Raw genomic sequence first — 26,422 nt, 5'->3', positions numbered from 1 at the left:
CCGCCCCCCCCGGGGGCCGCGCGCCCCCCCCCCCGCCCGCGCGCGGGCGCGCGGCCCCCCCCCCCCCCCGCGCCGCGCCCCCCGCCCCCCCCCCCCCCCCCCCCCCCCCCCCCCCCCCTCCGGGTGGGCCCGTGAGCCGGTGGGCCGGATGGGCCCGGGGCTGCTACAGGAACGAGTTGATCTCGATCGTCTCGGTCCGGCCGGGGCCGACGCCGATCGCGGAGATCGGGGCGCCCGACATCTCCTCCAGGGCCTTGACGTACGCCCGCGCGTTCGCCGGGAGGTCCTCGAAGGTCTTGGCCTTGGTGATGTCCTCGGACCAGCCGGGGAGGTATTCGTAGATCGGCTTCGCGTGGTGGAAGTCGGTCTGCGAGTACGGGAGCTCCTCGACGCGCTTGCCGTCGATCTCGTACGCGACGCACACCGGGATCTGCTCCCAGCCGGTCAGCACGTCCAGCTTGGTGAGGAAGAAGTCCGTCAGGCCGTTCACGCGGGTCGCGTAGCGCGCGATCGGCGCGTCGAACCAGCCGCAGCGACGGTCGCGACCGGTGGTCACACCGCGCTCGCCGCCGATGCGGCGCAGGTCCTCGCCGTCCTTGTCGAACAGCTCGGTCGGGAACGGGCCGGCGCCGACGCGGGTGGTGTAGGCCTTGAGGATGCCGATGACGCGGCTGATCTTCGTCGGGCCCACGCCGGTGCCGGTGCAGGCGCCGCCGGCGGTCGGGTTCGAGGAGGTGACGAAGGGGTACGTGCCGTGGTCGACGTCGAGCAGGGTGCCCTGGCCGCCCTCGAAGAGCACGACCTTGTTCTCGTCGAGCGCGTTGTTGAGGATCAGGGTGGTGTCGGCGACGTAGCCCTTGATCTGCTCCGCGTACTGGAGCATCTCCTCGACGATCGCCTCCGCCTCGATCGCGCGGCGGTTGTACAGCTTCGCGAGCAGCTGGTTCTTGCCCTCGAGCGCCGCCTCCACCTTCTGGGTGAGGATGGACTCGTCGTACAGGTCCTGGACGCGGATGCCGACGCGGTTGATCTTGTCCGCGTACGTCGGGCCGATGCCGCGGCCGGTCGTACCGATCTTGCGCTTGCCGAGGAAGCGCTCGCCGACCTTGTCGAGGGTGACGTTGTACGGCGTGATCAGGTGCGCGTTACCGCTGATCAGCAGCTTGGAGGTATCGATGCCGCGCTCGTTCAGGCCGCGCAGCTCGGAGAGCAGGACGGCCGGGTCGACGACGACGCCGTTGCCGATGACAGGGGTGCATCCGGGAGAGAGGATGCCGGAGGGGAGAAGGTGCAGTGCGTACTTCTGGTCGCCCACGACGACCGTGTGGCCGGCATTGTTGCCACCCTGGTAGCGCACTACATAGTCAACGGATCCACCGAGCAGGTCGGTGGCCTTTCCCTTGCCCTCGTCACCCCACTGAGCTCCGAGCAGCACAAGAGCGGGCACAGGCGTACACCTCTTCCGGATGGGGCATGTCCAAGGTCAGGGGGCGTACGACGATGTACACCGCAGGCTGAGCCGTCGGACCGGTACCCCGGAATAGACGAAGGCCCTGGCGCAATAGCGCAAGGGCCTCTTGCACAAAGATGCTACCCGAGGAAGGACCGAGGTGTCGGCTCCAGAGCCCACCATGAGCCATGCGGGCGCGCCGGTAGGCGGCCTGCTGGTGCTCGTCGACCCGGTCGCCCGCCGTCTTGACGGCGAGTCCGTGCGGATCGCGAAGGATGTGTTGTCAGCGGGAGCGGCGGCGAAAATCTGCCTCCCGGATTCGCAGGAGGAATTTGCGCGGGCCCTCGCCCGCCGGGGTCATCGCCGGCCGGTGATCGTGGGCGACGACCGGGCGCTGGTGCGTGCGGTCGGGCTGCTGCACCGTGAGCGGGCGCTGGCCGGAGAGACTCTCTCGCTGATTCCGGTGGGCCAGGCGGCCTCGCTGGGGCTGGCCCGGTCGCTCGGCGTGCCCCAGTCGGCCGTCACGGCGGCGCGGGCGGTGCTCGACGGTTCGGCGCGCATGTGCGACCTGCTGGTCGACGACAGCGACGGGGTGGTGCTGGGCGCGGTTCGGATCCCGCCGCTGCGGGCGGGCGCGTCCGGCGCGGCGTCCGGGTCCGGGGCCGGGTCCGGCTCGGCCCGGGGGGCGGGGTCGGGGTCGGGGCCGTCGGTGTGGAGCGCGTACCGGTCGCTGGTGCGCTCGCTGGTCCGCCCGGTGGGCGGCGGCGGCCCGGCGCCGCGCCGGCTGCGGGTGGAGGCCGACGGGGTGGTGCTGGTGGACGTGGACCGCCCGGTGGCGGAGGTCTCGGTGTCCACGCGGGACGACGGCGGCCTCGCGGAGGTCGTGGTGCGGACGGCCGGCGGCGTGGCGGGGGCGGGCCCGGCCGCGGAGGTGCGGGCCCGGGCCAAGACGGTGACGGTGTCGGGCCCCGACTTCCGCTACCGCGCCGACGCGGCCGTGGCGGGCCCGGTGCGCCGCCGTACGTGGACCCTGCACCCGGCGGCCTGGGCGCTCACCGGGCCCCGCTGACGGCGGGGGCGCGCCGGGGGCTCCGGCGGTTCCGGGCCTGGCCCGGCGGCCCGGCGGCCGGGACCGCCCGGCTGCGAGCCTTCGGCCGGGCCCGGCCGGGGGGCGGGAGGGGAGCCGGCCCGGGAGCGGGCGCCGGTCAGAACGTGACGATCAGCTGGTCCAGCCCCCGGATGACGTACCCGTCCCGCCACTGCGGCTCCTCCACGAGCCGCAGGGGCGGGACGCCGGGAGCCAGCAGCGCCCCGAAGGAGGCCTCCAGCTCCCGCCGCGCCAGGGGTGCTCCGAGGCAGTAGTGGATTCCGGCGCCGAAGGTCAGGTGCGGATTGTCGGCCCGCGCGAGGTCCAGCGCGTCGGGGTCGGCGAACCGTGCGGGGTCCCGGTTGGCCGAACCGAAGAGCAGCGCCACCTCGGCCCCGCGGGGGATGAAGGTGTCACCGATCTCGATGTCGTCGAGCACCCAGCGTTCGAACATTTGCAGGGGTGTGTCGAACCGCATCAGTTCATCCACAGCTGTGGACAAGTATGGGGACGTCGCGCCCTCGGGGTGCGGATGCGCCCGGAGCTCCGCGAGCTGATCCGGGTGCCGCAGCAGCGTCCACCAGCCGTTCGCGGTGGTGTTGACGGTCGCTTCGTGGCCGGCGTTCAGCAGGAGGACGCAGGTGGAGATCATCTCCTGTTCGCTGAGGCGGCCGTCCTCATCGTGGGCGGCGATCAAGCCGGAGATCAAATCCTCCCCGGGGCGGGCGCGCCGCTCGGCGATCAGCGCCCGCAGGTACGCACTGAACTCCACGCTGGCCCGTACCGCGCGCCGGGCCGTCTCCTCGTCCGGCCGCAGCTCGAACATCCCGCAGATGTCCGCCGACCAGGGCCGCAGCAGACCCCGGTCCTCCTCCGGGATGCCGAGCAACTCGGCGATGACCGCCACCGGCAGCGGTTCGGCGACGGCGGTGAGCAGATCCCCGCCGCCGTCCGCGACCAACTGCCCCACCAGCTCTCCCGCGAGCCGCCGCACGGCGGGCACCAGCCGCTCCACGGTCCGCGGGGTGAAGGCCTTCGCCACCAGCCTGCGCACCCGCGCGTGCGCGGGGTCCTCCAGGTCCAGCAGGCCGTTGCCGTTGAGCACGTGGAACGGCTCGTGCTCCGGCGGCGGGTCCGTACGGCCGAACTCCTCGTGCGAGAACCGGTGCAGGTAGGTCCGCCCCAGCCGCCGGTCCCGCAGCAGCGCGCTCACGTCGGCGTAGTGCGGCACGAGCCACTGCCCGGTCGGCTCGTACCAGACGGCCCGTCCCCGCTCCCGCAACTCCCGGTAGGCCGGGTACGGGTCGGCGACGAACGCGGGGTCCCACGGATCAAAGCCCATCCCCGCACCCTAGGGGGTGTCGTCTAACTCGTTCCTGCCGTGCGGTGTCCGGCACGCACGGCCCGCCCTCCGGGCGTACGAAACGACTTCGACGACACCCCCTGGATCCTGCCCCGCCGATCGGCCCGCCCTCCGCGCCCCCGGCGGTCTAGCTCGGGCGCACCAGCCGGGTCTCGTAGGCGAACACCGCGGCCTGGGTCCGGTCGCGGAGACCCAGCTTCACCAGGATCCGGCTCACATGGGTCTTGATCGTGGACTCCGCGACGACCAGCCGGTCCGCTATCTCGACGTTGGAGAGCCCCTGCGCGATCAGTACGAGCACCTCCGTCTCGCGCTCCGTCAGTTCCCCCACGCCCGCCGGGTCGGCGAGCCTCGGGGACTCGGCGAGTTTCGAGAACTCCGCGATCAGCCGCTTGGTCACCGACGGCGCCAACAGCGCCTCCCCGGCCGCCACCACCCTCACCCCGTCGGCCAGCTGGCGGGCCGAGGCGTCCTTGAGCAGGAACCCGGAGGCCCCGGCCCGCAGCGCCTGGTACACGTACTCGTCGAGGTCGAAGGTCGTCAGGACCAGCACCTTCGCGTCCGTGTCGGCGGCCACGATCTCCCGCGTCGCCTCCAGTCCGTTCATCAGCGGCATCCGGATGTCCATCAGCACCACGTCCGGCCGCAGCGCCGCCACCTGTGCGATCGCCTCGCGGCCGTCGACGGCCTCCCCGACCACCTCGATGCCGTCCATGGCGTTCAACAGCACGGAGAACCCCTCGCGGACCATCATCTGGTCGTCGACGATCAACACCCTGATCGTCATGGCGCACCCGGCCCGGAGTCGGTCCCGGACACGGTCCCGGACGCCTGCTCGCCGCGCCCGCGCACCGGGATGAACACCGCCACCTCGTACCCGCCGCCGGCCGTCGCGCCCGCCGTCATCTCGCCCTCCAGCATGGCCACCCGCTCCCGCATCCCGGTGATCCCGTGCCCGGCCCCGGGCGAGGGGCGCACGTCCCCCGTCGCCGCCTCGTTGACCACGCGTATCCCCAGGCCGCCGAGCACGTACGACACCTCCACCCCGGCCTGCGCACCCGGCGCGTGCCGCAGCGTGTTGCTCAGGGCCTCCTGGATGATCCGGTACGCCGACAGCTCCACGCCCTGCGGCAGCTCCCGGACCGCGCCCGTGATCGTCTTGTCCACGCTCAGCCCGGCCTGCCGCACGTTTTCCAGCAGACCGTCCAGCGAGGCGAGCGTCGGCTGGGGGGCGTCGGGCGCCTCGTAGTCCGCGGAACGCACCACGCCCAGCACCCGCCGCAGCTCCGTCAGGGCCGCCACCGCGTTCTCCCGGATCGTGACGAACGCCGCCTCCAGCTCCGGCGGCGGGTTCTTCACCCGGTACGGCGCCGCCTCCGCCTGGATCGCCACCACCGACATGTGGTGCGCCACCACGTCGTGCAGCTCGCGCGCGATCGTGGTCCGCTCCTCCAGCAGCGTCCGCTTGTCCCGCTCGACGGCCGTGACCTCCTGCTGCGCGGTCACCTCAGCCGTGGCGTACCGGCGTATCTGGACGCTGCTCGCGATCGCCAGCGCGATCGCGGAGGTCACCGCCATCTCCGGAAGGTTCATCCCGGACCGGGTGCCGAACACCAACGCGATCCCGAAGCCGAGGACGAAGGTCAGCGCCCACATCCAGGCCGCGATCCGCGGCCCGGTCCGCAGGGTCACCAGGACCAGGACGATGATGTAGGAGAGGAAGCTGCCCGGGGTCCACGGCCAGTTCCACGAATCGCCGAGCACGCCCAGGACAGCCGTCATTGCGACGGCCGCCCACCACGCACCCACCGGCCGTACCAGCGTCATCAGGATCGGAATCCCCGCGATGAGCCCCGCGGCGAGCCGGCCCAGGTCGCCGAGGAACGTCTGCTGGGAGCCCGCCGTGAAGATCACGGTGAAGGCGGCCAGCGCCGTCACCGCCGCGTACTGCCCCCAGGGCGCGTGCCTGCGTATCGCCGCGGGCATCCGCCGCATGAAGAACCCCGGGGCCGTCATCAGCGGGAGCGGCCGGTAGGCGAAGGCATCGGTGAGCATGTCCTGGCGCAGGGTCGCCAGCACCCCCGCGGCCATGCGGAACTCGGGCGTCCGGGGTGTCCCCCCGGCGGTCGTCTCGGTCATGCACCCACCGTAGGTCGCCGCCCGCATCGTCCGCGTCGCCGCTGATGGGGATATCCCGGGGTCCCTCTCAAGTACTACCCGGGTCCGTCAGTACCCCGTCAGTACCCCGTCGGGCGGATCAGACCCGTCTCGTACGCGAAGACGGCGGCCTGGGTCCGGTCCCGCAGGCCGAGCTTCACGAGGATGCGGCCCACGTGGGTCTTCACCGTCTGCTCGGCCAGGACCAGGTGCGCGGCGATCTCCGCGTTCGACAGACCCTGGGCGATCAGCGTGAGCACCTCGGTCTCCCGCTCGGTCAGTTCGTCGATCCGCGCGCGCGAGGGAGCGCGGGGCGCCCCCAGCCGGGAGAACTCCGTGATCAGCCGCTTCGTGATGTTCGGAGACAGCAGCGCCTCGCCGGCCGCCACCACGCGCACCGCCTCGGCCAGCTGGTCCGCCGAGGCGTCCTTGAGCAGGAACCCGGAAGCGCCGGCCCGCAGTGCCTCGTACACGTACTCGTCGAGGTCGAAGGTGGTGAGGACCAGCACCTTCACGGAGGCACCCGGGACGGAGGTGATGACGGACGTCGCCTCGATGCCGCCCATGCCCGGCATGCGGATGTCCATCAGCACGACGTCCGGCGACAGCTCGGCGACCCGGGCCACGGCGTCGGCGCCGTCCACGGCCTGGCCGACCACCTCGATGTCGGGCTGGGCGTTGAGCAGCACGGTGAACCCCTGCCGGACCATCATCTGGTCGTCGGCGATCATCACCTTGATGGGGCTGGTCATGGGGGTCAGTCCTTCTTCGTGTCAGGGGCGGATCCACCGGTCGGGTGCCGCGGGTCCATCGGGAGCACGGCGCTCACCTCGTACCCGCCGTCGGGGCGCAGCCCGGCGGCCAGCTCGCCCCCCAGCATGCCCGCGCGCTCCCGCATGCCCAACAGGCCGTGTCCCGCGCCCGGGGAGGACGGGGCGGGCCGCGTCGGCGCGGTGTTCGCGATGCACAGGTGCAGTTCGTGCGGCCCGTAGGCGATGCCGACCTCGACCTGCGAGCCGGGAGCGTGGCGCAGGCAGTTGCTCAGGGCCTCCTGCACGATCCGGTACGCGGTGAGCTCGACGCCCGGGGTGAGCGGCCGGCGCACCCCCGCGATCTCGGTGGTGACCTCCAGCCCGGCGCCCCGCACGTTGTCGACGAGGCCGTCCAGCTCGGCGAGGGTCGGCTGCGGATGGTGCGGGTTCGCGGGATCCTCCGGGTCCTCGGAGCGCAGTACGCCCAGCACCCGGCGCAGCTCCGTCAGGGCCTCCAGGGCGTTCTCCCGGATGCCGGCCAGGTTCTCCTTCAGTTCCTCGGACGGGTTCTCCACGAGGTGCGGCGCGACCTGGGCCTGGATGGAGATCACCGACATGTGGTGCGCGACCACGTCGTGGAGTTCGCGGGCGATCCGGCTGCGTTCCTCCAGCAGGGTCCGCCGGGCGCGTTCCTCCTCGGTCAGGGTCTCCTGCTCGACGAGTTCCCCGCGGGCCAGCCGCAGTGCGCGCAGGGCGTAGCCGAGGAGGCCCGAGAAGCCGAAGACGACGGCGGCGCCCACGATGGTGCTCTGGCTGTGCTCCGGCTTGAACAGCGCCTCGGCCAGGGCGGTGTAGCCGAGCGAGACGCCGACGACCACGATGGTGACCCTGGGCGGAACCCGGAGGGCGACCAGCAGGACCAGCGGCGCGAAGGCGAACAGCCCGCCGGGCGTCCAGGGCCAGGTCGCCTCCGGCGAGAGGGGGAGGGGAATCGTCCAGGCGATCAGGGCGGCGGCGACCAGTCCGAGCCACCAGGCGGCGATCGGACGGTACAGGGCCAGCCCGATGGACAGACCGGTCAGGACCGCCTGGAAGAACGCGAGATCGCCGCTGACCTGGTACGGGTCGAACAGCTGCGTCGCGGTGAGGAGGCCGAAGAATCCGGCCGCGATCATGACGACCACGTGCGGCAGCCGGGCCAGCCAGCGCGGCCGCGACATCGGGGGGAGCGGGTCCCGGCGCAGCGTGAACAGCTCCCGCACCGCCGCCCGCCAGGTGGTGTCCCCCAAGGCCGGGGCGCGGTGCGGTGGTTCGGCCGGGGTCCGCAGCTGATGGGTCACAGGGGTCACCCTAGGCACGGGTCGCCTCCTTGACGGGAGCCGGACAAGCAACGGCCGTCAGCCGCGCGGCCACCGTTCGGGCGCTGTCCACCGGCGCGCTCCCGGGCGGCCGGGGCCGCGCGGGCCGTTCGTACGCACGGAACGCGGCCCAGCACACCGCGAGCGCGGCGGCGAACACCGGCAGCCACAGCAGCCGGGCGGCTATCCAGCCCACCGAGCCGGGCACCGTGTGCAGCCCGCGCAGATCGGCCGGGGCCAGCAGCCCGACGGCGGTGACGGCCATCATGGCGGTCTGGTGCCAGAGGAAGACCGTCATGGCCGAGAGGTTCACCAGGGCCACCTTCGCCCAGGCCCTCGGCCGGGCCATGGCCCGGGCCAGCGGCTCGCGGACCAGCAGCGCCAGACCGCACTGGGCCAGTCCGAAGGCCACGGCGGCGAGGGTCGGCGGGTTCAGGTTCGAGACGGCGGCGCCGGGGACGCCCACCATGGACGCCGGGTACCCGGCCCAGAGGACCAGCGAGGCGGTCGCGGCCGTTGCGCCGACGAGCAGGAGCAGCGCCGGCCCGCGCCGGGCGAACGCCCCCCGCGCCCACGCGGCGCCCAGGGCGTAGGGGACCAGCCAGCCCACGGCCACGTTGATCCAGCCGAGGGCCTCGGGCCCGCCGAACCCGAACCGCCAGACGTCGACGCCCGCCACCACGGCCGCCGGCCAGAGCGGGCTGAGCCGCGCCACCAGCGGAGTCGCGGCGGTCAGCGCGGCGAAGACCAGCAGGAACCACAGCGGTGACAGCACCAGCCGGACCAGCGTCCGCACGGTGTCCAGGGCGACTCCGCCGAGCAGCATCCCGCCCGCGGCCACGGTCCACAAGACGAGCAGCACGGCCACCGGACGGAACAGCCGGCCCAGCCGCTGCCCGGCCCACGTGCCGTACGGGACCCCCCGCGCCCGGGCCGACGCGTACCCGGTCGCCGCGACGTGGCCGCCGACGAGGAAGAAGACGGCGAGGGTCTGCAACACCCAGGACACCGGTGCGAGCCAGGGCATGTACGCCAGCGGACTCGTGCCGCTCAGGCCGCCGTCGGCGGTGGTCAGGGCGGTGACGAGCCAGTGGCCTAGCACCACGCCGCCGATCGCCAGGGCCCGCAGCGCGTCCACGGCCCGGTCCCGCCCGGCCGGGGTGGCGCCGTCGACGCGGTCCGCCAGGACGGACCAGCGCGAGCGGAGCCTACGCACGGGGCACCCCCGCACCCGCACCCACGCCGGTGCCGGTGCCGGTGCCGAGGACGATGGCGGCCAGGCTGTCCAGGGACTCGGTGCCGGGCTTGAGGTAGTCGCTGTGCCCGGCGGAACCGGCGTCGAAGGCCCGGGCACCGAAGGCCGGATCCACCGGGTCGGCACCGAAGCCGATCCCCCCGAACCGCGCGTGCGGAACGCTGCCTATCCAGTCACCGCTGCCCCGGCCCGCCCAGATCCGGGCCCCGGTCGGCAGCTCGCGGGCGGAACGCGCCCCCGTGCCCGGGCTGCCGAACAGGGCCACGTCGGTGACCGCCGGCCCGGTGGCGGTCCGGGCGCAGACCACGGAACCGTAGGAGTGGCACAGCAGGGAGAGCCGCGCCCCCGGTCCCGACAGCCCCCGCAACCCGTCCAGGAAGGGGCCCAGTTCGGCCGCGGCCGCGTCCGCCCGGTCGGTGGTGAGGACGGTGGTGCTGACCGTGCCGGGAGGGCCGTACCCGAGCCAGGCGACCACGGCCGAGCGCGGGTGCTCGGCGGCGAGGCGCTGCTGGAGGGCGACGGCCCCGGCACGGAACCGCTGGTAGGTGTCGAGCGTGGTGTCCGATCCGGGCACGAGCACGGCGACGCGGTCGGCGCCCTTCAGCGTCCCGAACACCTCGACGGCGCGCCCTTTCCCCCGGCCGTCGAAGGCGAGGAACCGGGCCGTACCGCCCGCCTCCATGGCGTGGAGCTTCGCCGCCCGGCCGGTACGGCCGGCACCCCGCGCCGCACCGGCCGCCTCGGCGAGGTTGGCGAGGTTCGCGGCGTACCGCACTTCGGCGGTGGCGCCCTCCGTGAACGCCACGGGCGGCGGCGCGGGCACGTCGGGGGAGGCGGCGGCGGACACGGGTATCGCGACGGCGGAGGCGACCAGCGCGGCCAGCACCGTACGCCGCAGCCGTCCGCGAACCCGCCCGCCAAGCGGTGCATCCCCAGAAGCACCCGCCGTCGCCGTACCGCCCACCATCCCGGCCCCGGCACTGGCACCCGCCCCAGTCCCGGCCCCGGCCTTCGTCCCCGTCCCCGTCCCCGTCCCCGCCATCGTCTGTTCCTTCGATCCGGAAGAGCCGTCCCCGCCCCTCATCTGATTCCGAAGGTAGAAATCCAGACCCGTGGTTCGCGTCCCGCTGCGGAGCCGTGTTCGTACGTGGCTCTCAGGTATGACAGGGGTTACGCGAGAGGTGAGGTGAGGTGCTGACCGGCCCGATACACGCCGTTCAGTAGGGTCCCGTCATGATCGATACCGCATGGCGCCACGACCGCATCGGCAGCGCTCACCGGGGGGAGAACCCCACCGTCCTGCGCCGTCTCGACGCCGGCTTCGCCGTGATCGGCGACCGCCAGTTCCTGCCCGGGTACTCGGTACTGCTGACCGACGACCCCGCCGTGACCCGGCTCTCCGACCTGCCCCGGGCGCGCAGGACCGTGTACCTCTCCGACATGGAGCGGCTCGCCGAGGCCGTCGAACTGGCCTGCCGCCGCCTCGACCCGGCCTTCCGCCGCGTGAACATCGAGATCCTGGGCAACACCGACCCGTACCTGCACGCCCACGTTTGGCCCCGCTACGACTGGGAGCCCGCCGACCTCGTCCGGATGCCGGTCTGGCGGTACGACCAGGAGGCGTACTGGCGCGGCGCGGAACACGCCCTGGCCCCCCGCCACGACGGCCTGCGCACGGCGATCGGGGAGGAACTGGACCGGCTCGCGGCCGCCTGACGGCAGTCCGCCGCTCGAAGGCACCCGCCTGACGGGATCCGCCCCGGCGGAGTCGCGGATCAGTCCGCCACGAGGGGTTCCACGAGGGGTTCCACGTATCCCGCCCGCCAGCGCGGCGCGGGGTCCTGGCCGGGGCTGGTCCAGTACTCCCGCGCCCCCACGATCTCCCCGTCCCGCACGGTCCACAGGGAGACGGCGCGGTAGACGACGTGGTCCTGAGGTATCTCGACCTCAGTGACGACGAGGTCCCCGTCCGCCAGGATGCGCAGCAGTTCCACCGATCTCTCGTCCGAGTAGCCGTCGTCGCTGTTCACGGCGACGAAGTTGGCACGCCCCACGATGCGCTCACCGCTCACGGGCCATTCGATGACCGCGTCCTCGGCGATGAGCTTGGCCACCCCGTCCCAGTCGCGTGCCTCGATCCGCTCCCACAGTTGTGCCACTACGTTCAACGGCTCCATGTGCGGCAGTGTCCGACGCAGCCGTCATACGTAACAAGCTCTGCTTGCAGGCTTATTGACATCGACACAATCCGGTGGGCGCGCCCGTCGCCTCACTGTTTCCGGTACGTCAGCGGAGGGGCGTCGCTGGCGACGAGCTCCCGCTGCAGGGTCCCGTCGGGCAGCAGCAGCAAGCGGCTCCACCCGCCGGGCGCGCAGGTGACGGGGTCGCCGGAGGTGACGGCCGAGGCGTCCAGCTCCACCGGGTCGGCGGCGGTGCGCAGGGACGCCTCCCAGGAGCAGGCGAAAGCGGGGTCCTGGACGGAGAGGGACATCACGGTGTCGCCGACCGACCCGGGACCGAGGGTGAGCCGCCACGCCTGGGTGCCGTTGGCGGCGCGCCAAGTGCCGAGGTACGCCTCGGGAAGGCGGTCGGCGGCCGTCCCGGACGCGCCCGCCGCGCCGACGGGGGCGGACGGCGCCGGGGCCGAGGGGGCCGAGGGGGCCGAGGGGGCGCTGACGACGGGCGTACGGGTGCTGCTTCGGGGCGGCGCCACGTCCTGGCCGCCGCTCATTACGGCGTACACGGTGCCGCCCGCCGCGATCGCGACGACCCCGGCGATGGCGACGAGGAAGGCGGTGGACGCGGTCCGGGACCGCGGGGGCGGCTCCGCCCGGCCCGGTCCGTACGCGGGGTGCGCGGCCGGCAGCGCCGAGGGGCCGAAGCGGGTCGGCAGCGTCGACGGGTGCGCCGGGGGAGGGGGCGGCGGCGCCGAGGGCCCTGGCCCCGACGGGTACCGCGGCGCGGCGGCGGCCGGGTAGGGGGGCCCGTAGCCGGGCTGGTGCGCCGGCCCGTACGGCGGCTGGTGCTGCGGCCGGTGCTCCGGCCGGTGCTCCGGCGCGTACGGGGCCGCGGCCACGGGCTCCGCGCGGTCCGGGCCGGCGTCCTCACGGTCCAGGAGCTGTACGGCGTGCCGCCCGAGCTGGGCCACCAACGGGCCCGGAAGCCAGGGCTCCAGGGCCCTCCCGTCGGCCACGGTGTCGCCGGCGCCGACCCTGGCCAGCACCTCGGCGGGCGCCGGCCGCCCGGCGGGATCCCGGCGCAGGCAGTCCCTTACGAGGGCGTGCAGCGCGGCCGGAACACCGGTCAGGTCCGGCTCGGCCTCGGTGATGCGCAGCAGCAGCGCGGCCATGCCGCCGGGCTGCTCGCTGTCGCCGAACGGGAGCCGGCCGGTGGCGGCGTACGCGAGGACCGCGCCGAGGCAGAAGACGTCGCAGGCGGCGGTGACCGGAACGCCGTTGATCTGCTCGGGGGCCATGAACCCGGGGGAGCCGATGAGTTCGCCGGTCCGGGTCAGACCGGCGTCGGGCTCGGCGGGGGCGCGGGCGATGCCGAAGTCGATGACGCGGGGGCCGTCGAGGGTGAGCAGGACGTTCGAGGGCTTCAGGTCGCGGTGGATGAGCCCGGCGCGGTGGATGTCCTGGAGGGCGTACGCGAGGCCCGCGGCCAGGATCCGTACGGAACGCTCCGGCAGCGGGCCGAAGTCGCGGGCGACGGCCTGGCGGAGGCTGGGCCCGGCGATGTAGCCGGTGGCGAACCAGGGGGTCGGGGCCTCGGTGTCGGCGTCGAGCACCGGGGCCGTCCACTCGCCGCCGACGCGGCGCGCGGCGGCGACCTCCTGGCGGAACCGGATCCGGAACTCCTCGCGGGCGGCGAGCTCGGGGTGCACGAGCTTGACGGCGACGGTGCGGCCGCGGTCGGAACGGGCCAGGTAGACCTGGCCCATGCCGCCGGCGCCGAGGCGGGACAGCAGGCGGTACGGGCCGATGCGGTGCGGGTCGTGCGGGTGCAGTTGTTCCATGGCCGGGTGGCCCCTCCCCCTCGGACTGGCCGTGGATCCGAGCCTAGTGCGGGTGGCTCCGCCGGGGGGCCGGAATGCGTGGTCCCGGCGGGCTGCCGCCGCGGGCCCGCCGCCGGGCTCTGCCCGGGCCCGTGGGGGCGGGGCCGGGTCCTTGGCGCCGGGCGGGGCGGGGCGGGGTGGGGTGGAGGTGAGGGACAGTACCGGGCTGCGCGCCGGGGCCGCCGGGCTCTGCCCGGACCCGCGCCTCAAACGCCGGCGAGGCTGGGGTGGCGCCGGATGTCCCGCGCCTCAAGCCCCGCGCCTCAAACGCCGGCGAGGCTGGGATGGCCGGCCCCGGCGAGGCTGGGGTGGCTCCGGCGAGGCTGGGGTGGCTCCGGCGAGGCTGGAGTGGCCCCGGTGGCGCCTGGGATGGCCCCCGGGGGCGCCGGGGGTGGCCCCGCCGGCGCCGGGGGTGGTCTCGGCGTCAGGGGTGGGTGGGGTCCGGGAGGGTGTCCATGGCTGCCGTCAGGCGTTCCAGGACGCGTACCGTTTCCGCGAACGCGTCGTCGCCCAGCGCGTCCGCCAGCCGGTTCGCCAGGGCGGCGTGGCCCGGGGCGATGCGCGCGATCGCCGCGCGCCCGGCTTCCGTCGGGCGGAGCAGTTTCGCCCTGCGGTGGGCCGGGTTCGGGGCGTACTCCGCGAGTCCCTTGTCCGCCAGCAGGTCGGCGATGCGCTGGACGCTCTGCCGGGTGATGCCCATGGTCCGGGCTATCCCCGAGACGGGCAGCGGCTCCCGCAGCACAGCCCCCAGCACCTGCCACCAGGCGGCCGTCAGCCCGGCCGGCCGGGCCAGTTCCTCCGAGAGGGCGAGGAACTGGCCGTTCAGCCGGAACACCTCCAGTGCGGTGCTGCTCAGCAGGTCCTGCCGGCCGCGGTCGGTCCGGCCCGGTATGCCCGCGGCCGCGCCGGTGCCGGCCGGCGCACTCGTCGCCAGGTCAGGCATTGCCGGCCGCCGCTGCCGCCATCAGCACCGGGTAGGCGCTCGCGTCCGAGTCGCGGAAGAGGCGGTACCAGGCGTCCAGGACGTCCGGCTCGTAGACGTCGAGCCGGGAGAAGACCTCGCGCGCGAAGGCCACCGGGTCCGTCGGACCCGCCGTGATCAGGTCGCCGTCCGTGACCGCGTCGGCGTCGACGTAGTGGTCCGCGCCGCCGTAGCCCGGCTGCTCCGCCAGGTAGAAGGAGACCGCGCTCGTGTGGGTCCGGCCGTCCAGCAGGCCCTCGCGGGCGAGTCCGGCGGTGGCCCCGCAGATCGCCGCGACCGGCACTCCGGCGGCCAGGAACTCACGGGCCTTCGCCGCGAACGGCGCCAGTTCCTCGCCCGAGTCCCAGAGCTCCGCGCCGGTGAGGATCAGCAGCGCCGAGTCCTCCGGTCGCAGGTCCGCCAGGGCCAGGTCAGGCTGGATGCGAACACCGCCCATGGTGGTGACCGGCTCCCCGGCGGCCGTGCCGACCGTACGGACCTGGTGGCCGCGCTGGGTCAGGTGCGCGGTGGTGTAGCCGGTCTCCCAGTCCGCGTACGTGTCGTAGACCGCGAGGTGGACGGGCTTGCGGGGGGTCTCGCTCATGGTGCTCGCCTCCAACATCGATTCCGGTGACGGCTCCGGGGCCCGACGTTCGGCCTCGTTTCCACCACCGACTTGCTATGACAATAGACTGTCATAAAGGCAGCATGCTGTCAATCGCACACCCGGCCGGACGCACCGCGAAAGCCGCCGTCGAAAGCTCGTCGAAGGCCGCCCGCCGGGCCGCCGCAAGAGCCCCCGGGCATCCCTCCGGGCGCCCCCCGCCAACGCCCCCGCAGCGCCCCCGCGCAGACAGACTGCCGAGACCGGCCCCCCGCCCCCATACAGTCCGCCGATATCGCTCCCCACCTGCGCACTTCTAGCGTGGCGCCATGACCCCTCATGCCACCCCGCACACCCTTGCCGCCGTGAAGGACGCCGACCGGAAGCACGTCTTTCACTCCTGGTCCGCCCAGGCCCTGATCGACCCCCTCGCCGTAGCCGGGGCCGAGGGCTCGTACTTCTGGGACTACGACGGGAAGCGCTTCCTCGACTTCTCCTCCCAGCTGGTCAACACGAACATCGGCCACCAGCACCCCAAGGTCGTCGCCGCCGTCCAGGAACAGGCCGCCCGCCTCTGCACCCTGGCCCCCGGATTCGCCGTCGACGTCCGCTCCGAGGCCGCACGCCTCATCGCCGAGCGGACCCCCGGCGACCTCGACAAGATCTTCTTCACCAACGGCGGCGCCGAGGCCGTGGAGAACGCCGTCCGCATGGCCCGGCTGCACACCGGCCGGCAGAAGGTGATGTCCACCTACCGCTCCTACCACGGGGCCACCGCCGCCGCGATCAACCTGACCGGCGACCCGCGCCGCTGGCCCTCCGACACCGCCGCCGCCGGCGTCGTGCACTTCTGGGGCCCGTACCTCTACCGCTCCGCGTTCCACGCCACCACCGAGGCCGAGGAGTGCGCGCGCGCCCTCGCCCACCTCGCCGACACGATCGCCTTCGAGGGGCCGCAGACCATCGCGGCGATCATCCTGGAGAGCGTCCCCGGCACCGCCGGGATCATGACCCCGCCCGCCGGCTACCTCGCGGGCGTGCGCGAGCTCTGCGACCGCCACGGCATCGTGTTCATCCTCGACGAGGTCATGTCCGGCTTCGGCCGGACCGGCGCGTGGTTCGCCGCCGACCACTGGGGCGTCACCCCCGACCTGATCACCTTCGCCAAGGGCGTGAACAGCGGGTACGTACCGCTCGGCGGCGTCGCCATCTCCGCCGCCATCGCCGAGACCTTCGCCCGCCGCCCCTACCCGGGCGGGCTGACGTACTCCGGCCACCCCCTCGCCTGCGCCGCCGCCGTCGCCACCATCAACGCGATGGCGGACGAGGGGATCGTCGCGCACGCCGCCCACCTCGGGGAGAACGTGATCGGCCCGGCGCTCGCCGAGATCGCCGAGCGGCACCCGTCGGTCGGGGAGGTCCGGGGACTGGGCACCTTCTGGGCGCTGGAACTCGTACGGGACAAGGAGACGCGCGAGCCGCTCGTCCCCTACAACGCGGCCGGGACCGACAACGCCCCCATGGCCGAGTTCGCGGCCGCCTGCAAGGCGTCCGGCCTGTGGCCCTTCGTCAACATGAACCGGACGCACGTGGTCCCCCCGTGCACCATCTCCGAGGCCGAGGCCAAGGAGGGTCTCGCCCTGCTCGACGAGGCGCTGACGGTGGCGGACCGGCACACCACGAGGGCGTCCGCATAACGGGCCCTAAATCCGCATAACGATCCTCGACCGCTCGGTTTCGGCCGCGCTGCCTGGCCTAAGGTGTCCGAAGTTCTCACTGAGGAAACGGACCCCTATGCCAGGCAGCGGAGCTGTCACCCGCAACACCCTTCGCCAGCAGATCGCGGACGCGCTGCGGGACGAGGTCCTTGCGGGACGCCTGCCGCCGGGGACCGAGTTCACCGTCAAGCAGATCGCCGAGCAGTACGAGGTCTCGGCCACCCCGGTGCGCGAGGCCCTCGTGGACCTCTCCGCGCAGGGGCTGCTCGAACTGGTCCAGCACCGGGGGTTCCGGGTCCGCGCCTACTCCGTCGACGACTTCCGCGGGATGATCGAGGCCCGCACGCTGATCGTGGACGGGATATTCCGCCGGCTCGCCGAGCGCGGCACCGCGCCCGGTTCCGGCGAGATGCTGGTGTCGGTGCGCCGCCGGGCCGAGGAGGCGCGGCGGGCCGCGCAGAGCGGTTCGCTCGAAGTGCTGATCGGCTACGACCTGCGCTTCTGGCGGGAGCTGAGCGGGCTGGTCGGCAACACCTACATCTCCGAGTTCCTGCACCGCATCCGGGTCCAGTGCTGGGTCTTCGCCGTTCCGCACCTCCAGCGCGAGCCGCAGCTCCGGGCGGCCCTCTGGGACCGGCACGGGGAGCTGGTGGACGCCGTGACCCTCGCGGACGCCGAGGCCGTGCGCAGTCTGGTCCTCGACTACAACCGGCACGGGCTGGACTGGGCCGCGGGGCTGTAGCGGGCGGGTCGCGGCGCCGGTCCGCACGCGGTGCGGAACGCGCCGGACGCCGACGGGGTTCTGCGCACCCCTTCGCGGAGGGTGTCCGGCGCACTACGCTTGGCCGATCGGCGGCAACGACTGATCGGAGCCCGCGTGGCCTGTGACCTCTGGCTGGTCCCCCTTGTCGACGTGCTGTGCCACAGCCCCGACAACCCCTTCGCGGAGGAGATCGCCTCGTACGACAAGGCGCTGGGCGAGGCCGGGCTGCCGTCCGTGCCCGTCTTCTCCTACATGCCGGGTCTGAGCGGGGACGTCGCCCCGGTCGCCGGCTTCGACTACGACGCCCTGCACTTCCTGCGGCGGGCGTACCTCCTCCAGCTCTGCGGACTGCCGGTGACCCCGGTGGACGAGCTGGGCGGGGACTACGAGCAGCTGCTGGAGATGTTCGAGCCGACGGCCCAGCAGTCCCACCTGGTCTGGCACTACGACCACGCCGGGGCCTACGTCCCGGTGGACTTCGCGGCGCCGCTGGCGAACGAGGAGCTGCTCGCCGGGGGAGGGCCGCTGGGGTCCGCGCAGGGCCTGCTGCGGGAGCTGGTGTTCGTGGCTCCGGCGATCGGGATAGACCCGGCGAACCCGCCCGCGCCGCCCGCGCCGCCCGGCCGTCCGACCTCGCTGGAGGAGCCCGCGGGGCCGATCCCGTACGACGACAGCCCCTTCGCCCGGGAGCGCCACGTCTGGCTCGGGCTGCACGCGGCCGCGACCCGCAGCCTCGGCCAGGGGTCGATGATCATCTTCAGCTGACCCGGACCCGGACCCGGACCCGGACTCCGATTCCGATCCCCGGGACCGCGGCGCCGCCCCGCCGGACGGCTACCTCGGCTGCTCCGGCGGGCGCTGACGCGGCATGTTCGGGCGGGTGCCGGGCGGCAGCGGGAACCGGGCCGGCGGGATGCCCGCCTCCACGCGGCCCCCGGAGGCGCCCAGGCACTGCATGACCAGGGGCGCCGGGCCCGCCCGGAACTCCACCATCCAGTCCGCCGTCTCGGAGCGCACCAGCTCGGTGATGTCCTCGGAGAACCGCCGCAGCACGGTCAGGCAGCGCTCGGCGGCCTCGCTCGCCGTGCCCTCGGTGGGCCCGAGCACCTCCCGGACGTTCTCCGAGGCCCAGTCGAACTGGAGCGTCTGGAGCCGCCGCTGCACCGCCTGCGCGGTCGCCACGTTCCGCATCCACCCGGACGTCAGCCCGAAGAACCGGTCGCAGGCCAGCGCGGCCGCGCCCAGCAGCAGCGCCAGGTACCCGTACGAGGCCGCGCCGGGCACCGAGCCCGTGAGGTCCAGCAGCGGCAGCGCGGCGCCCGTGACGGCGCCCACGGCCGCGCTCCCGCGCAGCACCCGCGCGCCCAGGCGCTTCCAGGCCCGGTCGGCGAGGTACCACTCGGCGGTGCGCAGCGCGTCCGCCTCGACCCGCCGGTACAGCTCGTCGAGCCGCTCCGCGGGCTCGCCCCAGTCCCCGAGGGGGAACGGCCGGCCGATCAGGTCTCCGGCCGCCACCGGCCCGTCGACCTCCTCCCGGGGATCCCGGGGTGGCCCATCGGGCTGCATCTCCGGCTGGCTCACCCGGCACTCCCTCTGCCTGCGCTGACGACTGGTGGTGCGCGTGTGCGCAATGATGCGCATGCTCTTCCTACCTTCGAATGACGGGCAGTGGACGACGATTCCCGCGATTTCCGCCCGCAGGGAGGTCCCCAGCAGGTACGCGCACGCCTCGTACCTCACTCGAAAGAGTTGGTCCTCACGGCGTAGGGCGCCGCGCCCGGGGAGCACGTAGGCTCGGATTGACCAAGCGTCCCGACGGTACGGAGTGAATGACCTGTGATTCCCGGTGGTGGCCAGCCCGACATGCAGCAGCTGCTCCAGCAGGCCCAGAAGATGCAGCAGGACCTCGCCGCGGCCCAGGAAGAACTGGCGCGCACCGAGGTCGAGGGCCAGGCCGGCGGCGGTCTGGTCCGGGCGACGGTCACCGGTTCCGGTGAGCTGCGCGCGCTGGTGATCGACCCGAAGGCCGTGGACCCGGCGGACACCGAGACCCTCGCCGACCTGGTCGTCGCGGCGGTCCAGGCCGCCAACGAAAACGCCCAGGCGCTCCAGCAGCAGGCGCTGGGCCCCCTGGCCCAGGGCCTGGGCGGCGGCAGCGGCATCCCCGGCCTCCCCTTCTAGTCCCCAGCACCCGCCTCGCGGCGGAAACCGAAACGAAAGAAGGCAGTCCGTTGTACGAAGGCGTGGTCCAGGACCTGATCGACGAACTGGGCAGGCTGCCCGGCGTCGGGCCCAAGAGCGCGCAGCGGATCGCCTTCCACATCCTGCAGGCCGAGCCCACCGACGTCCGCCGCCTCGCGCACACGCTGCTGGAGGTCAAGGACAAGGTCCGGTTCTGCGGGGTGTGCGGGAACGTGGCGCAGGAGGAGCGGTGCGGGATCTGCCGCGATCCGCGCCGCGACGTCACGGTCATCTGTGTCGTGGAGGAGCCGAAGGACGTCGTCGCGGTCGAGCGGACGCGCGAGTTCCGGGGCCGGTACCACGTCCTTGGCGGTGCGATCAGCCCGATCGAGGGCGTCGGACCGGACGACCTGCGCATCCGCGAGCTGCTGGCGCGCCTCGCGGACGGGGTGGTGACCGAGCTGATCCTCGCCACCGACCCGAACCTGGAGGGCGAGGCGACCGCCACCTACCTCGCCCGGATGCTCAAGCCCATGGGCCTCAAGGTCACCCGCCTGGCCAGCGGGCTCCCCGTCGGGGGAGATCTGGAGTACGCGGACGAGGTCACGCTCGGGCGGGCCTTTGAAGGAAGGCGACTTCTCGATGTCTGACGCAACCCTGCACGCAGCGGGCCCCGATCCGGGCGACTTCGCCGTTCAGATCGCGGACCAGATCGGTTCGTTCATCGTCGCCGTCACCGAGGTGGCCAAGGGCGAGGATCCGGACCGCGCCGTGCCGTTCCTGCTGCTGGAGATCTCCCAGCTGCTGCTCGCGGGCGGCCGCCTGGGCGCGTACCAGGACGTGCTGCCCGACGAGCGCTACGAGCCCGACCTGGGCCCGGAGCCGGACGTGGACGACCTGCGCGAGCGCTTCGCGGTGATGCTGGAGCCGGTCGACGTCTACTCCGAGGTCTTCGACCCCTACGAGCCGCGGAAGGCCCCGGTCCCGCACCGGATCTCCGACGACGTGGCCGACGTGGTGGCCGACCTGCGCCACGGGCTGATCCACTACCAGGCCGGGCGGATCACCGAGGCGCTGTGGTGGTGGCAGTTCTCGTACTTCACCAACTGGGGTCCGACGGCCTCGGCGACGCTGCGCGCCCTGCAGTCCCTGGTGGCGCACGTGCGCCTGGACCAGCCGCTGGCGGCCCTGGACGGGCTGGACACCGACGAGGACCTCGCCGAGGACGACCTGGCCGAGCAGGCCGGGGTGGTCATGGCGGAGGAGCTCGGAGGCCTCGGCCGCAGGTGAGGGGCATGGTGACGGTCCCCACGGATGCTCCGGCGCGGGAACTTCTCGGCTGATCTTTTCGTCTCATGATGTGGTACGAAGCGGTCGGATCGCGGCCGCTCGTTAGACTGCACCAGCAATGAGACGGATTGAGCGAGGAGCGCACGTGGGCCTTGTCGTGCAGAAGTACGGAGGCTCCTCCGTAGCCGATGCCGAAGGCATCAAGCGTGTCGCCAAGCGGATCGTGGACGCCAAGAAGAACGGCCACCAGGTGGTCGTCGTGGTTTCCGCGATGGGCGACACGACGGACGAGCTGATCGATCTCGCCGAGCAGGTGTCCCCGATGCCTGCCGGACGAGAGTTCGACATGCTGTTGACCGCCGGAGAGCGGATCTCCATGGCCCTGCTGGCCATGGCGATCAAGAACCTGGGCCACGAGGCCCAGTCGTTCACCGGCAGCCAGGCAGGCGTGATCACCGACTCGGTCCACAACAAAGCGCGCATCATCGATGTCACGCCGGGCCGTATCCGCACCGCGCTGGACGAGGGCAACATCGCCATCGTCGCCGGCTTCCAGGGCGTGTCCGCGGACTCCAAGGACATCACCACCCTCGGCCGGGGCGGCTCGGACACCACCGCCGTGGCGCTCGCCGCCGCGCTGGACGCCGAGGTCTGCGAGATCTACACCGACGTCGACGGCGTCTTCACCGCGGACCCCCGCGTCGTGAAGAAGGCCCGGAAGATCGACTGGATCTCCTCCGAGGACATGCTGGAGCTCGCGGCCTCCGGGTCCAAGGTGCTGCTGCACCGCTGCGTCGAGTACGCACGCCGCTACGACATCCCGATCCACGTCCGTTCGTCCTTCTCGGGACTGCCGGGCACCTGGGTCAGCAACGAGAATCCGCAAGGGGACGCGCAGGTGGAGCACGCCATCATCTCCGGAGTCGCGCACGACGTCTCCGAAGCCAAGATCACGGTCGTCGGCGTCCCGGACAAGCCGGGCGAGGCCGCGGCGATCTTCCGCGCCATCGCGGACGCCGAGATCAACATCGACATGATCGTGCAGAACGTGTCGGCGGCCTCGACGGGCCTCACCGACATCTCCTTCACGCTCCCCAAGGCCGAGGGCCACAAGGCCATCGACGCCCTGGAGAAGGCCAAGGACCGGATCGGCTTCGACTCCCTGCGCTACGACGACCAGATCGGCAAGATCTCCCTCGTCGGCGCCGGCATGAAGACGAACCCGGGCGTCACCGCCTCCTTCTTCCAGGCCCTGTCCGACGCCGGCGTGAACATCGAGCTGATCTCCACCTCGGAGATCCGCATCTCGGTCGTGACCCGCCAGGACGACGTCAACGAGGCCGTCCGCGCCGTGCACACGGCCTTCGGCCTCGACTCCGACAACGACGAGGCCGTCGTCTACGGAGGCACCGGACGATGACCCCGCCCCGGTCCTCCGGCCCGGCGCTCGCCGTGGTCGGAGCGACCGGAGCGGTCGGTTCCGTCCTGCTCGGGATCCTGTCCCAGCGGGCGGACGTCTGGGGCGACATACGCCTGATCGCCTCCGCCCGCTCGGCCGGCCGCACGCTGACCGTCCGCGCGGAACGGACCGAGGTGCTCGCCCTCACCGAGGACGCCTTCCACGGCCTCGGTGCCGGCGACGTCGTGGTCTTCCTCACTCCCGCCGCGGTCTCGGCCCGGTGGGCGCCCGTCGTCACCGCGCGCGGCGCCGTCGTCGTGGACCAGTCCGCCGCGTTCCGCGCCGACCCCGAGGTGCCGCTGGTGGTGCCCGAGGTCAACGCCCGCGCCGCCCGGATCCGGCCGCGCGGGATCGTCGCGGGCCCCGACTGCGTGACCGCCGCGATGAGCGCGGCCCTCGGCGCGCTGCACGCCGAGTACGGGCTGACCGAGCTGGCCGTCTCCTCGTACCAGGCCGCGGGCGCCGCCGGCCGGGCCGGCTCCGAGGCGCTGCGCCGCCAGCTCTCGCTGGTCGCCGGCACCTCGCTGGGGGAGCAGCCCGGCGACGTGCGCCGGGCCGTGGGCGAGGACACCGGCCCGTTCGCGGCGCCGCTCGCCCTCAACGTCGTTCCCTGGTCGGGGGAGTTGTGCGAGGACGGCTGGTCCTCGCACGAACTGGCCGTACGGGCCGAGACGCGCCGGATCCTGGACCTGGAGCGGCTCCAGGTGTCGGTGACCTGCGTGCAGGTGCCGGTGGTGGCCGGGCACTCGCTGACCGTGCGGGCCCGGTTCGAGAACCCGGTGGACGCCGCGCACGCCCGGGAGATCCTGGACGCCGCCCCCGGCGTGGTGCTCGTGGACGATCCGGCGGCGGGCGAGTTCCCCACCCCCGCGGACGCCGCGGGGACCGACCCGGCCTGGGCGGGGCGGGTGCGGGTGTCGCTCGACGACCCGCACGCGCTGGAGTTCTTCGTGTGCGCCGACAATCTGCGCAAGGGCGCCGCCCTGAATGCCACGCAAATCGCGGAACTGATCGCGGGTGAATTTGCGTAATTCGCTTTGTAGGATCGGTGCTGATCCCTTGATCAAGGTGATGGCCCGACTGCCGTCTCGATAGAACCGGGGCAATCGGGAAGAGCGGGAACGCATGAGGGCAATGGGGATGTTGCGGGTGAGGTTGCCCGGCGCGTACAACCCTCACGGGAGGACGCGCGTCCTACAGGCGTGGCAGAGGCACTTCTCGACCTGGCCGTCCTGCCGGCGCGCACCGGGATCCTTCCGCCGCGCCGGAGTTCCCGTACGCCCGGCGGCGGTTTTCCCGTGATCGTCCCCGTCCCGCCGACGGGGCCTTCCGAGGCGTCCGTACGGGCTCCCGCGCCGGACCTGGGCGGGCGCGTGCCCGCGCCGCGCGACGGCGCCGGAGCGACGGCGGACGACGGCGAGGCGGCGGCCCGGGACGGCGACGCGACCGCCCGGGACGGCGGGCCGGCCGCCGCGGCCGGGAGCGCCGCCGAGGCGGCGCCGGTGGTGGCGGGCACCACCGTCGACCACCTCACCGCGACCTACCAGGCGCACTACCGCTCGCTCCTCGGCCTGGCCGCGCTGCTCCTCGACGACACCGCCTCCTGCGAGGACGTCGTCCAGGAGGCGTTCATCCGCGTGCACTCGGCCCGCAACCGGGTCCGTGACCGGGAGAAGACGCTGGCCTACCTGCGCCAGACCGTCGTCAACCTGTCCCGGTCCGCGCTGCGCCGCCGCATCCTCGGCCTCAAGCTCCTGTCGAAGCCGATGCCGGACATGGCGAGCGCCGAGGAGGGCGCGTACGACCAGCTGGAGCGGGACGACCTGATCAAGTCCATGCGGGGACTCCAGCGCCGCCAGCGCGAGGTGCTGGTGCTGCGCTACTTCGCGGACATGACGGAGGCCCAGGTCGCCGAGACGCTCGGGATATCGATCGGTTCGGTGAAGGCGTACGGATCGCGGGGGATTGCCGCGCTGCGGGTGGCGATGGAGGCTGCGCAGTCATGACGGACGACCACACCCCGCTGGGCGGGGCGAGCGAGGAACAGGCGCTGCGGGGCCTGCTGCACGGAGCCGTCGGGGGCCTGGAGCCCTCCGAGGGCGCGCTGGAGCGGCTGCGGTACGCGGTCCCCGCGCGCCGGACCCGCAGGCGCCGGGCCGTCGTGGGCGCCGCCGCGGCCGCGCTGCTGGCCGGCGCCGGGATCCCCGCCGCCGTGCACCTGAGCGGCGGCGGCAGCACGGCCGCCGACCGGTCGGCGGTGGCCGGGCACGGCGAGCGGGCCGGAGCCACCGGGGGCACCGGTTCCTCCGACCCGCACCAGAACGGCGCCGGCACCCACCCCCGGGCCACCGTCTCCGCGGGCGCGCCCGACGCGGGCGGCACCACCGGGGAACCGGACCGCGCCGCCGCCGGTGCGCCGACCGGCGGGACCGGGGCCTCCGCGGGACCCTCGGGCGCCGGCACGCCGTCCGGCTCCTCCCTCGGCCGGGACGGGCAGGTCCCGGTCACCGGGCCCCAGCCGCCGGCCGCCCAGGGGGTCGCCCGGTGCGGCGCCGACCAGCTGGGGGTGGTGGGCTCGGCCCGCACCCCCGGGGCCGACGGCAAGGTGTACGGCAGCTTCAAGGTGACCAACGTGTCGGTGCGGGGCTGCATCGTCTCCGGCGCGGACACGGTGACGGCGGCCGCCGCCGCGTCCGGTACGGGAACGGGCACCGCCGTCGTCGGCCACACCGCGGGGGATCCGGCGAGCGGGCTGCTGCCCGACCCGTCGTCGGAGCCGCCGCTGCTCGTGCTCCAGCCGAACACGGCCTACGAGGTGCGCTTCGCCTGGGTCCCCTCGGGGGAGCCCTGCGCGGCGACCACCCCGGCGGGCCCCAAACCGCCGCAGGGCGACTCCGGGGACGCCGCCGCCGGCTCCCCGGGCGGCGCGGACGGTACGGGGGGCGCCGCCGCGGGCGCGGACCCGCAGACGGGCCCGCCGGCCCCGGAGCCGGCCGGGGTCGCGGTCGCGCACACCCCGGCGGCGGGTTCGCCGACCACGCAGACCACGATCCCCGAGGCCTGCGGGGGCACGCTGTACCGGACGGGCGCGATCCCGCTGGACGCGCCGGCGCCGTAGCGGCGCGGGCGGCACCGGGGAACGGTCCGCGGCGTCAGGCGCGCTGCGGGGCGGCCTCGGCGGCCGTCTCCTCCGCCGGGAGGAGGCCGGCCTCGGCGTCGCGGAGGGTCTCGATCTCGCGGCGGTAGAGGCGGAACCACATGAACAGCACGAAGGCGGCGAAGACGAACCACTCGCCGGTGTAGCCGAGGTTCTGGAAGGCCTTCAGATCGAGCCCGGTGTCGTTCGGGGCCTGCGGCGGCACCGGCAGCATGCCGTCCGCCGGGGTCTGCACCGTCAGCCACGCGTCGTACAGGTCGTACGGGACCAGGTTGGCCAGCGACGCGGCGCCGATCACCCCGAGCTGTCCGGCGGGCAGCCCGCCCTCGGAGTGGACGCCCTTCGTGCGGGAGTTCTCCGGGGGCTGCAGCGCCCCGGTGACGTCGACCCGCCCGGCCGGCGCGGCCGGCGCGACCGCCGGGTCCGCGGTGCCCGGCAGCCAGCCCCGGACCACGGGGACGGCCTTGCCGGCATCGGTCTTCAGCAGGGTCAGCACGTAGAAGCCGGACTTCCCGTCGAGCGTCCGCTCGGGAACCAGCAGCTGCTCCGCGTACTCCCCGGAGACGGAGGCCGGCTGCCCGGACGTCTTCTTGTCCACCGGGAGCAGCGAGGCCAGCGGGGCGGCGGCCAGGTCGGCGGGCCGCTCGGCGGTCGCCTCCCGGTGGGTGTCGACGCGGTCCTCGAACCGGCCGAGCTGCCAGGTCCCCATGAACAGGCAGAAGGGGACGCCGAGCACGACGAAGACGTTGATCCCCCACCAGCGCGGGGTCAGGAGAAACCGGTGCACCCCACCACCGTACGGGGGGTGCG

General features: G+C 73.6%; 26 protein-coding genes. 12 read left to right on the top strand and 14 right to left on the bottom strand.

The window, feature by feature from the left end; genetic code table 11:
- Positions 1-163: 163 nt before the first annotated feature.
- Complete coding sequence (locus ACZ6S8_RS18280) at positions 164-1,447, bottom strand: adenylosuccinate synthase (protein WP_386531906.1); 1,284 nt, start codon at positions 1,445-1,447, stop codon at positions 164-166.
- A 184-nt stretch (positions 1,448-1,631) separates the two neighbouring features.
- Between ACZ6S8_RS18280 and ACZ6S8_RS18275 the strand changes: the two genes are divergently transcribed.
- The gene (locus tag ACZ6S8_RS18275) at positions 1,632-2,519 is read left to right on the top strand and encodes a diacylglycerol kinase family protein (RefSeq protein ID WP_469456998.1); all 888 of its coding nucleotides are present in this window, start codon (positions 1,632-1,634) and stop codon (positions 2,517-2,519) included.
- Between the two features lie 136 nt (positions 2,520-2,655).
- On the opposite strand, the gene ACZ6S8_RS18270 is transcribed toward ACZ6S8_RS18275, so the two are convergent.
- The 7 genes from ACZ6S8_RS18270 to ACZ6S8_RS18240 all read right to left on the bottom strand — a co-directional run bounded on the left by ACZ6S8_RS18270 (position 2,656) and on the right by ACZ6S8_RS18240 (position 10,308).
- Positions 2,656-3,879, bottom strand: a complete 1,224-nt coding sequence (locus tag ACZ6S8_RS18270) for a cytochrome P450 (protein WP_469456866.1) — start codon at positions 3,877-3,879, stop codon at positions 2,656-2,658.
- 148 nt (positions 3,880-4,027) lie between these two features.
- Positions 4,028-4,687: a response regulator gene (locus tag ACZ6S8_RS18265; RefSeq protein ID WP_469456864.1), complete on the bottom strand. Its 660-nt coding sequence runs from the start codon at positions 4,685-4,687 to the stop codon at positions 4,028-4,030.
- Entirely contained in the window at positions 4,684-6,039 is a 1,356-nt protein-coding gene (locus ACZ6S8_RS18260) for a sensor histidine kinase (RefSeq protein ID WP_469456863.1), read from the bottom strand. The genes ACZ6S8_RS18265 and ACZ6S8_RS18260 overlap by 4 nt, the downstream gene beginning before the upstream one ends.
- A gap of 98 nt (positions 6,040-6,137) precedes the next feature.
- Entirely contained in the window at positions 6,138-6,809 is a 672-nt protein-coding gene (locus ACZ6S8_RS18255; protein ID WP_469456861.1) for a response regulator, read from the bottom strand.
- A 5-nt stretch (positions 6,810-6,814) separates the two neighbouring features.
- Complete coding sequence (locus tag ACZ6S8_RS18250) at positions 6,815-8,149, bottom strand: sensor histidine kinase (RefSeq protein ID WP_469456859.1); 1,335 nt, start codon at positions 8,147-8,149, stop codon at positions 6,815-6,817.
- Between the two features lie 10 nt (positions 8,150-8,159).
- Positions 8,160-9,383 carry an acyltransferase family protein gene (locus ACZ6S8_RS18245; protein WP_469456857.1) on the bottom strand — a complete coding sequence of 408 codons (1,224 nt, stop codon included), beginning with the start codon at positions 9,381-9,383 and terminating at the stop codon, positions 8,160-8,162.
- Positions 9,376-10,308, bottom strand: a complete 933-nt coding sequence (locus ACZ6S8_RS18240) for an alpha/beta hydrolase (protein WP_469456855.1) — start codon at positions 10,306-10,308, stop codon at positions 9,376-9,378. The genes ACZ6S8_RS18245 and ACZ6S8_RS18240 overlap by 8 nt, the downstream gene beginning before the upstream one ends.
- Positions 10,309-10,655: 347 nt before the next feature.
- Here ACZ6S8_RS18240 and ACZ6S8_RS18235 point away from each other — a divergent pair, with 347 nt between their 5' ends.
- On the top strand, positions 10,656-11,138 hold the full coding sequence (locus ACZ6S8_RS18235; protein ID WP_469456854.1) for an HIT family protein: 483 nt from the start codon (positions 10,656-10,658) through the stop codon (positions 11,136-11,138).
- Positions 11,139-11,197: 59 nt separating this feature from the next.
- On the opposite strand, the gene ACZ6S8_RS18230 is transcribed toward ACZ6S8_RS18235, so the two are convergent.
- The 4 genes from ACZ6S8_RS18230 to ACZ6S8_RS18215 form a co-directional block, all read right to left on the bottom strand.
- Positions 11,198-11,599 carry a nuclear transport factor 2 family protein gene (locus ACZ6S8_RS18230; RefSeq protein WP_469456852.1) on the bottom strand — a complete coding sequence of 134 codons (402 nt, stop codon included), beginning with the start codon at positions 11,597-11,599 and terminating at the stop codon, positions 11,198-11,200.
- Positions 11,600-11,691: 92 nt separating this feature from the next.
- Positions 11,692-13,440, bottom strand: a complete 1,749-nt coding sequence (locus tag ACZ6S8_RS18225) for a serine/threonine-protein kinase (RefSeq protein WP_469456851.1) — start codon at positions 13,438-13,440, stop codon at positions 11,692-11,694.
- A gap of 463 nt (positions 13,441-13,903) precedes the next feature.
- A complete protein-coding gene (locus tag ACZ6S8_RS18220) occupies positions 13,904-14,422 on the bottom strand; it encodes a MarR family winged helix-turn-helix transcriptional regulator (RefSeq protein WP_469456849.1) in 519 nt (172 codons plus the stop codon).
- Positions 14,415-15,044, bottom strand: coding sequence for a type 1 glutamine amidotransferase family protein (locus ACZ6S8_RS18215; RefSeq protein ID WP_469456848.1), 630 nt, complete (start codon positions 15,042-15,044; stop codon positions 14,415-14,417). The genes ACZ6S8_RS18220 and ACZ6S8_RS18215 overlap by 8 nt, the downstream gene beginning before the upstream one ends.
- A gap of 329 nt (positions 15,045-15,373) precedes the next feature.
- Here ACZ6S8_RS18215 and ACZ6S8_RS18210 point away from each other — a divergent pair, with 329 nt between their 5' ends.
- The 3 genes from ACZ6S8_RS18210 (at position 15,374) to ACZ6S8_RS18200 (ending at position 18,290) form a co-directional block, all read left to right on the top strand.
- Positions 15,374-16,741 (top strand): aminotransferase class III-fold pyridoxal phosphate-dependent enzyme, encoded by a 1,368-nt coding sequence (locus ACZ6S8_RS18210; RefSeq protein WP_469456847.1) that lies wholly within the window; start codon positions 15,374-15,376, stop codon positions 16,739-16,741.
- Between the two features lie 97 nt (positions 16,742-16,838).
- A complete protein-coding gene (locus ACZ6S8_RS18205; protein ID WP_469456845.1) occupies positions 16,839-17,504 on the top strand; it encodes a GntR family transcriptional regulator in 666 nt (221 codons plus the stop codon).
- A 135-nt stretch (positions 17,505-17,639) separates the two neighbouring features.
- On the top strand, positions 17,640-18,290 hold the full coding sequence (locus ACZ6S8_RS18200; RefSeq protein ID WP_383916521.1) for a hypothetical protein: 651 nt from the start codon (positions 17,640-17,642) through the stop codon (positions 18,288-18,290).
- Between the two features lie 69 nt (positions 18,291-18,359).
- Here ACZ6S8_RS18200 and ACZ6S8_RS18195 read toward each other — a convergent pair whose 3' ends face one another.
- Positions 18,360-19,106 (bottom strand): SLATT domain-containing protein, encoded by a 747-nt coding sequence (locus ACZ6S8_RS18195; RefSeq protein WP_469456844.1) that lies wholly within the window; start codon positions 19,104-19,106, stop codon positions 18,360-18,362.
- Between the two features lie 255 nt (positions 19,107-19,361).
- Between ACZ6S8_RS18195 and ACZ6S8_RS18190 the strand changes: the two genes are divergently transcribed.
- The 7 genes from ACZ6S8_RS18190 to ACZ6S8_RS18160 all read left to right on the top strand — a co-directional run bounded on the left by ACZ6S8_RS18190 (position 19,362) and on the right by ACZ6S8_RS18160 (position 25,573).
- A complete protein-coding gene (locus ACZ6S8_RS18190) occupies positions 19,362-19,706 on the top strand; it encodes a YbaB/EbfC family nucleoid-associated protein (protein WP_267721137.1) in 345 nt (114 codons plus the stop codon).
- A gap of 50 nt (positions 19,707-19,756) precedes the next feature.
- Complete coding sequence (recR, locus tag ACZ6S8_RS18185) at positions 19,757-20,356, top strand: recombination mediator RecR (protein ID WP_469456842.1); 600 nt, start codon at positions 19,757-19,759, stop codon at positions 20,354-20,356.
- The gene (locus ACZ6S8_RS18180) at positions 20,349-20,996 is read left to right on the top strand and encodes a DUF5063 domain-containing protein (RefSeq protein WP_351274897.1); all 648 of its coding nucleotides are present in this window, start codon (positions 20,349-20,351) and stop codon (positions 20,994-20,996) included. Before recR ends, ACZ6S8_RS18180 begins: the two co-directional genes overlap by 8 nt.
- 145 nt (positions 20,997-21,141) lie before the next feature.
- Positions 21,142-22,416, top strand: coding sequence for an aspartate kinase (locus ACZ6S8_RS18175; RefSeq protein WP_386529612.1), 1,275 nt, complete (start codon positions 21,142-21,144; stop codon positions 22,414-22,416).
- Entirely contained in the window at positions 22,413-23,486 is a 1,074-nt protein-coding gene (locus tag ACZ6S8_RS18170) for an aspartate-semialdehyde dehydrogenase (RefSeq protein ID WP_469456840.1), read from the top strand. The genes ACZ6S8_RS18175 and ACZ6S8_RS18170 overlap by 4 nt, the downstream gene beginning before the upstream one ends.
- Before the next feature lie 171 nt (positions 23,487-23,657).
- Positions 23,658-24,461, top strand: coding sequence for a SigE family RNA polymerase sigma factor (locus tag ACZ6S8_RS18165; protein ID WP_469456839.1), 804 nt, complete (start codon positions 23,658-23,660; stop codon positions 24,459-24,461).
- The gene (locus ACZ6S8_RS18160) at positions 24,458-25,573 is read left to right on the top strand and encodes a hypothetical protein (RefSeq protein WP_469456837.1); all 1,116 of its coding nucleotides are present in this window, start codon (positions 24,458-24,460) and stop codon (positions 25,571-25,573) included. Before ACZ6S8_RS18165 ends, ACZ6S8_RS18160 begins: the two co-directional genes overlap by 4 nt.
- Before the next feature lie 34 nt (positions 25,574-25,607).
- Here ACZ6S8_RS18160 and ACZ6S8_RS18155 read toward each other — a convergent pair whose 3' ends face one another.
- A complete protein-coding gene (locus tag ACZ6S8_RS18155; protein ID WP_469456836.1) occupies positions 25,608-26,399 on the bottom strand; it encodes an SURF1 family protein in 792 nt (263 codons plus the stop codon).
- Between the last annotated feature and the right edge of the window lie 23 nt (positions 26,400-26,422).

The sequence above is a fragment of the Streptomyces sp. NPDC048461 genome (assembly GCF_055587105.1).
Note: the sequence above shows the minus strand (reverse complement) of the source record. Positions and strands in the feature narration are given on the sequence as shown.

Bases quoted from the DNA above. Each gene is read 5' to 3' on its own strand.
- ACZ6S8_RS18275 (WP_469456998.1), top strand. From the start codon at position 1,632: ATGAGCCATGCGGGCGCGCCGGTAGGCGGCCTGCTGGTGCTCGTCGAC.
- ACZ6S8_RS18270 (WP_469456866.1), bottom strand. From the start codon at position 3,879: ATGGGCTTTGATCCGTGGGACCCCGCGTTCGTCGCCGACCCGTACCCG.
- ACZ6S8_RS18265 (WP_469456864.1), bottom strand. From the start codon at position 4,687: ATGACGATCAGGGTGTTGATCGTCGACGACCAGATGATGGTCCGCGAG.
- ACZ6S8_RS18260 (WP_469456863.1), bottom strand. From the start codon at position 6,039: ATGACCGAGACGACCGCCGGGGGGACACCCCGGACGCCCGAGTTCCGC.
- ACZ6S8_RS18255 (WP_469456861.1), bottom strand. From the start codon at position 6,809: ATGACCAGCCCCATCAAGGTGATGATCGCCGACGACCAGATGATGGTC.
- ACZ6S8_RS18235 (WP_469456854.1), top strand. From the start codon at position 10,656: ATGATCGATACCGCATGGCGCCACGACCGCATCGGCAGCGCTCACCGG.
- ACZ6S8_RS18230 (WP_469456852.1), bottom strand. From the start codon at position 11,599: ATGGAGCCGTTGAACGTAGTGGCACAACTGTGGGAGCGGATCGAGGCA.
- ACZ6S8_RS18225 (WP_469456851.1), bottom strand. From the start codon at position 13,440: ATGGAACAACTGCACCCGCACGACCCGCACCGCATCGGCCCGTACCGC.
- ACZ6S8_RS18220 (WP_469456849.1), bottom strand. From the start codon at position 14,422: ATGCCTGACCTGGCGACGAGTGCGCCGGCCGGCACCGGCGCGGCCGCG.
- ACZ6S8_RS18215 (WP_469456848.1), bottom strand. From the start codon at position 15,044: ATGAGCGAGACCCCCCGCAAGCCCGTCCACCTCGCGGTCTACGACACG.
- ACZ6S8_RS18210 (WP_469456847.1), top strand. From the start codon at position 15,374: ATGACCCCTCATGCCACCCCGCACACCCTTGCCGCCGTGAAGGACGCC.
- ACZ6S8_RS18205 (WP_469456845.1), top strand. From the start codon at position 16,839: ATGCCAGGCAGCGGAGCTGTCACCCGCAACACCCTTCGCCAGCAGATC.
- ACZ6S8_RS18180 (WP_351274897.1), top strand. From the start codon at position 20,349: ATGTCTGACGCAACCCTGCACGCAGCGGGCCCCGATCCGGGCGACTTC.
- ACZ6S8_RS18170 (WP_469456840.1), top strand. From the start codon at position 22,413: ATGACCCCGCCCCGGTCCTCCGGCCCGGCGCTCGCCGTGGTCGGAGCG.
- ACZ6S8_RS18160 (WP_469456837.1), top strand. From the start codon at position 24,458: ATGACGGACGACCACACCCCGCTGGGCGGGGCGAGCGAGGAACAGGCG.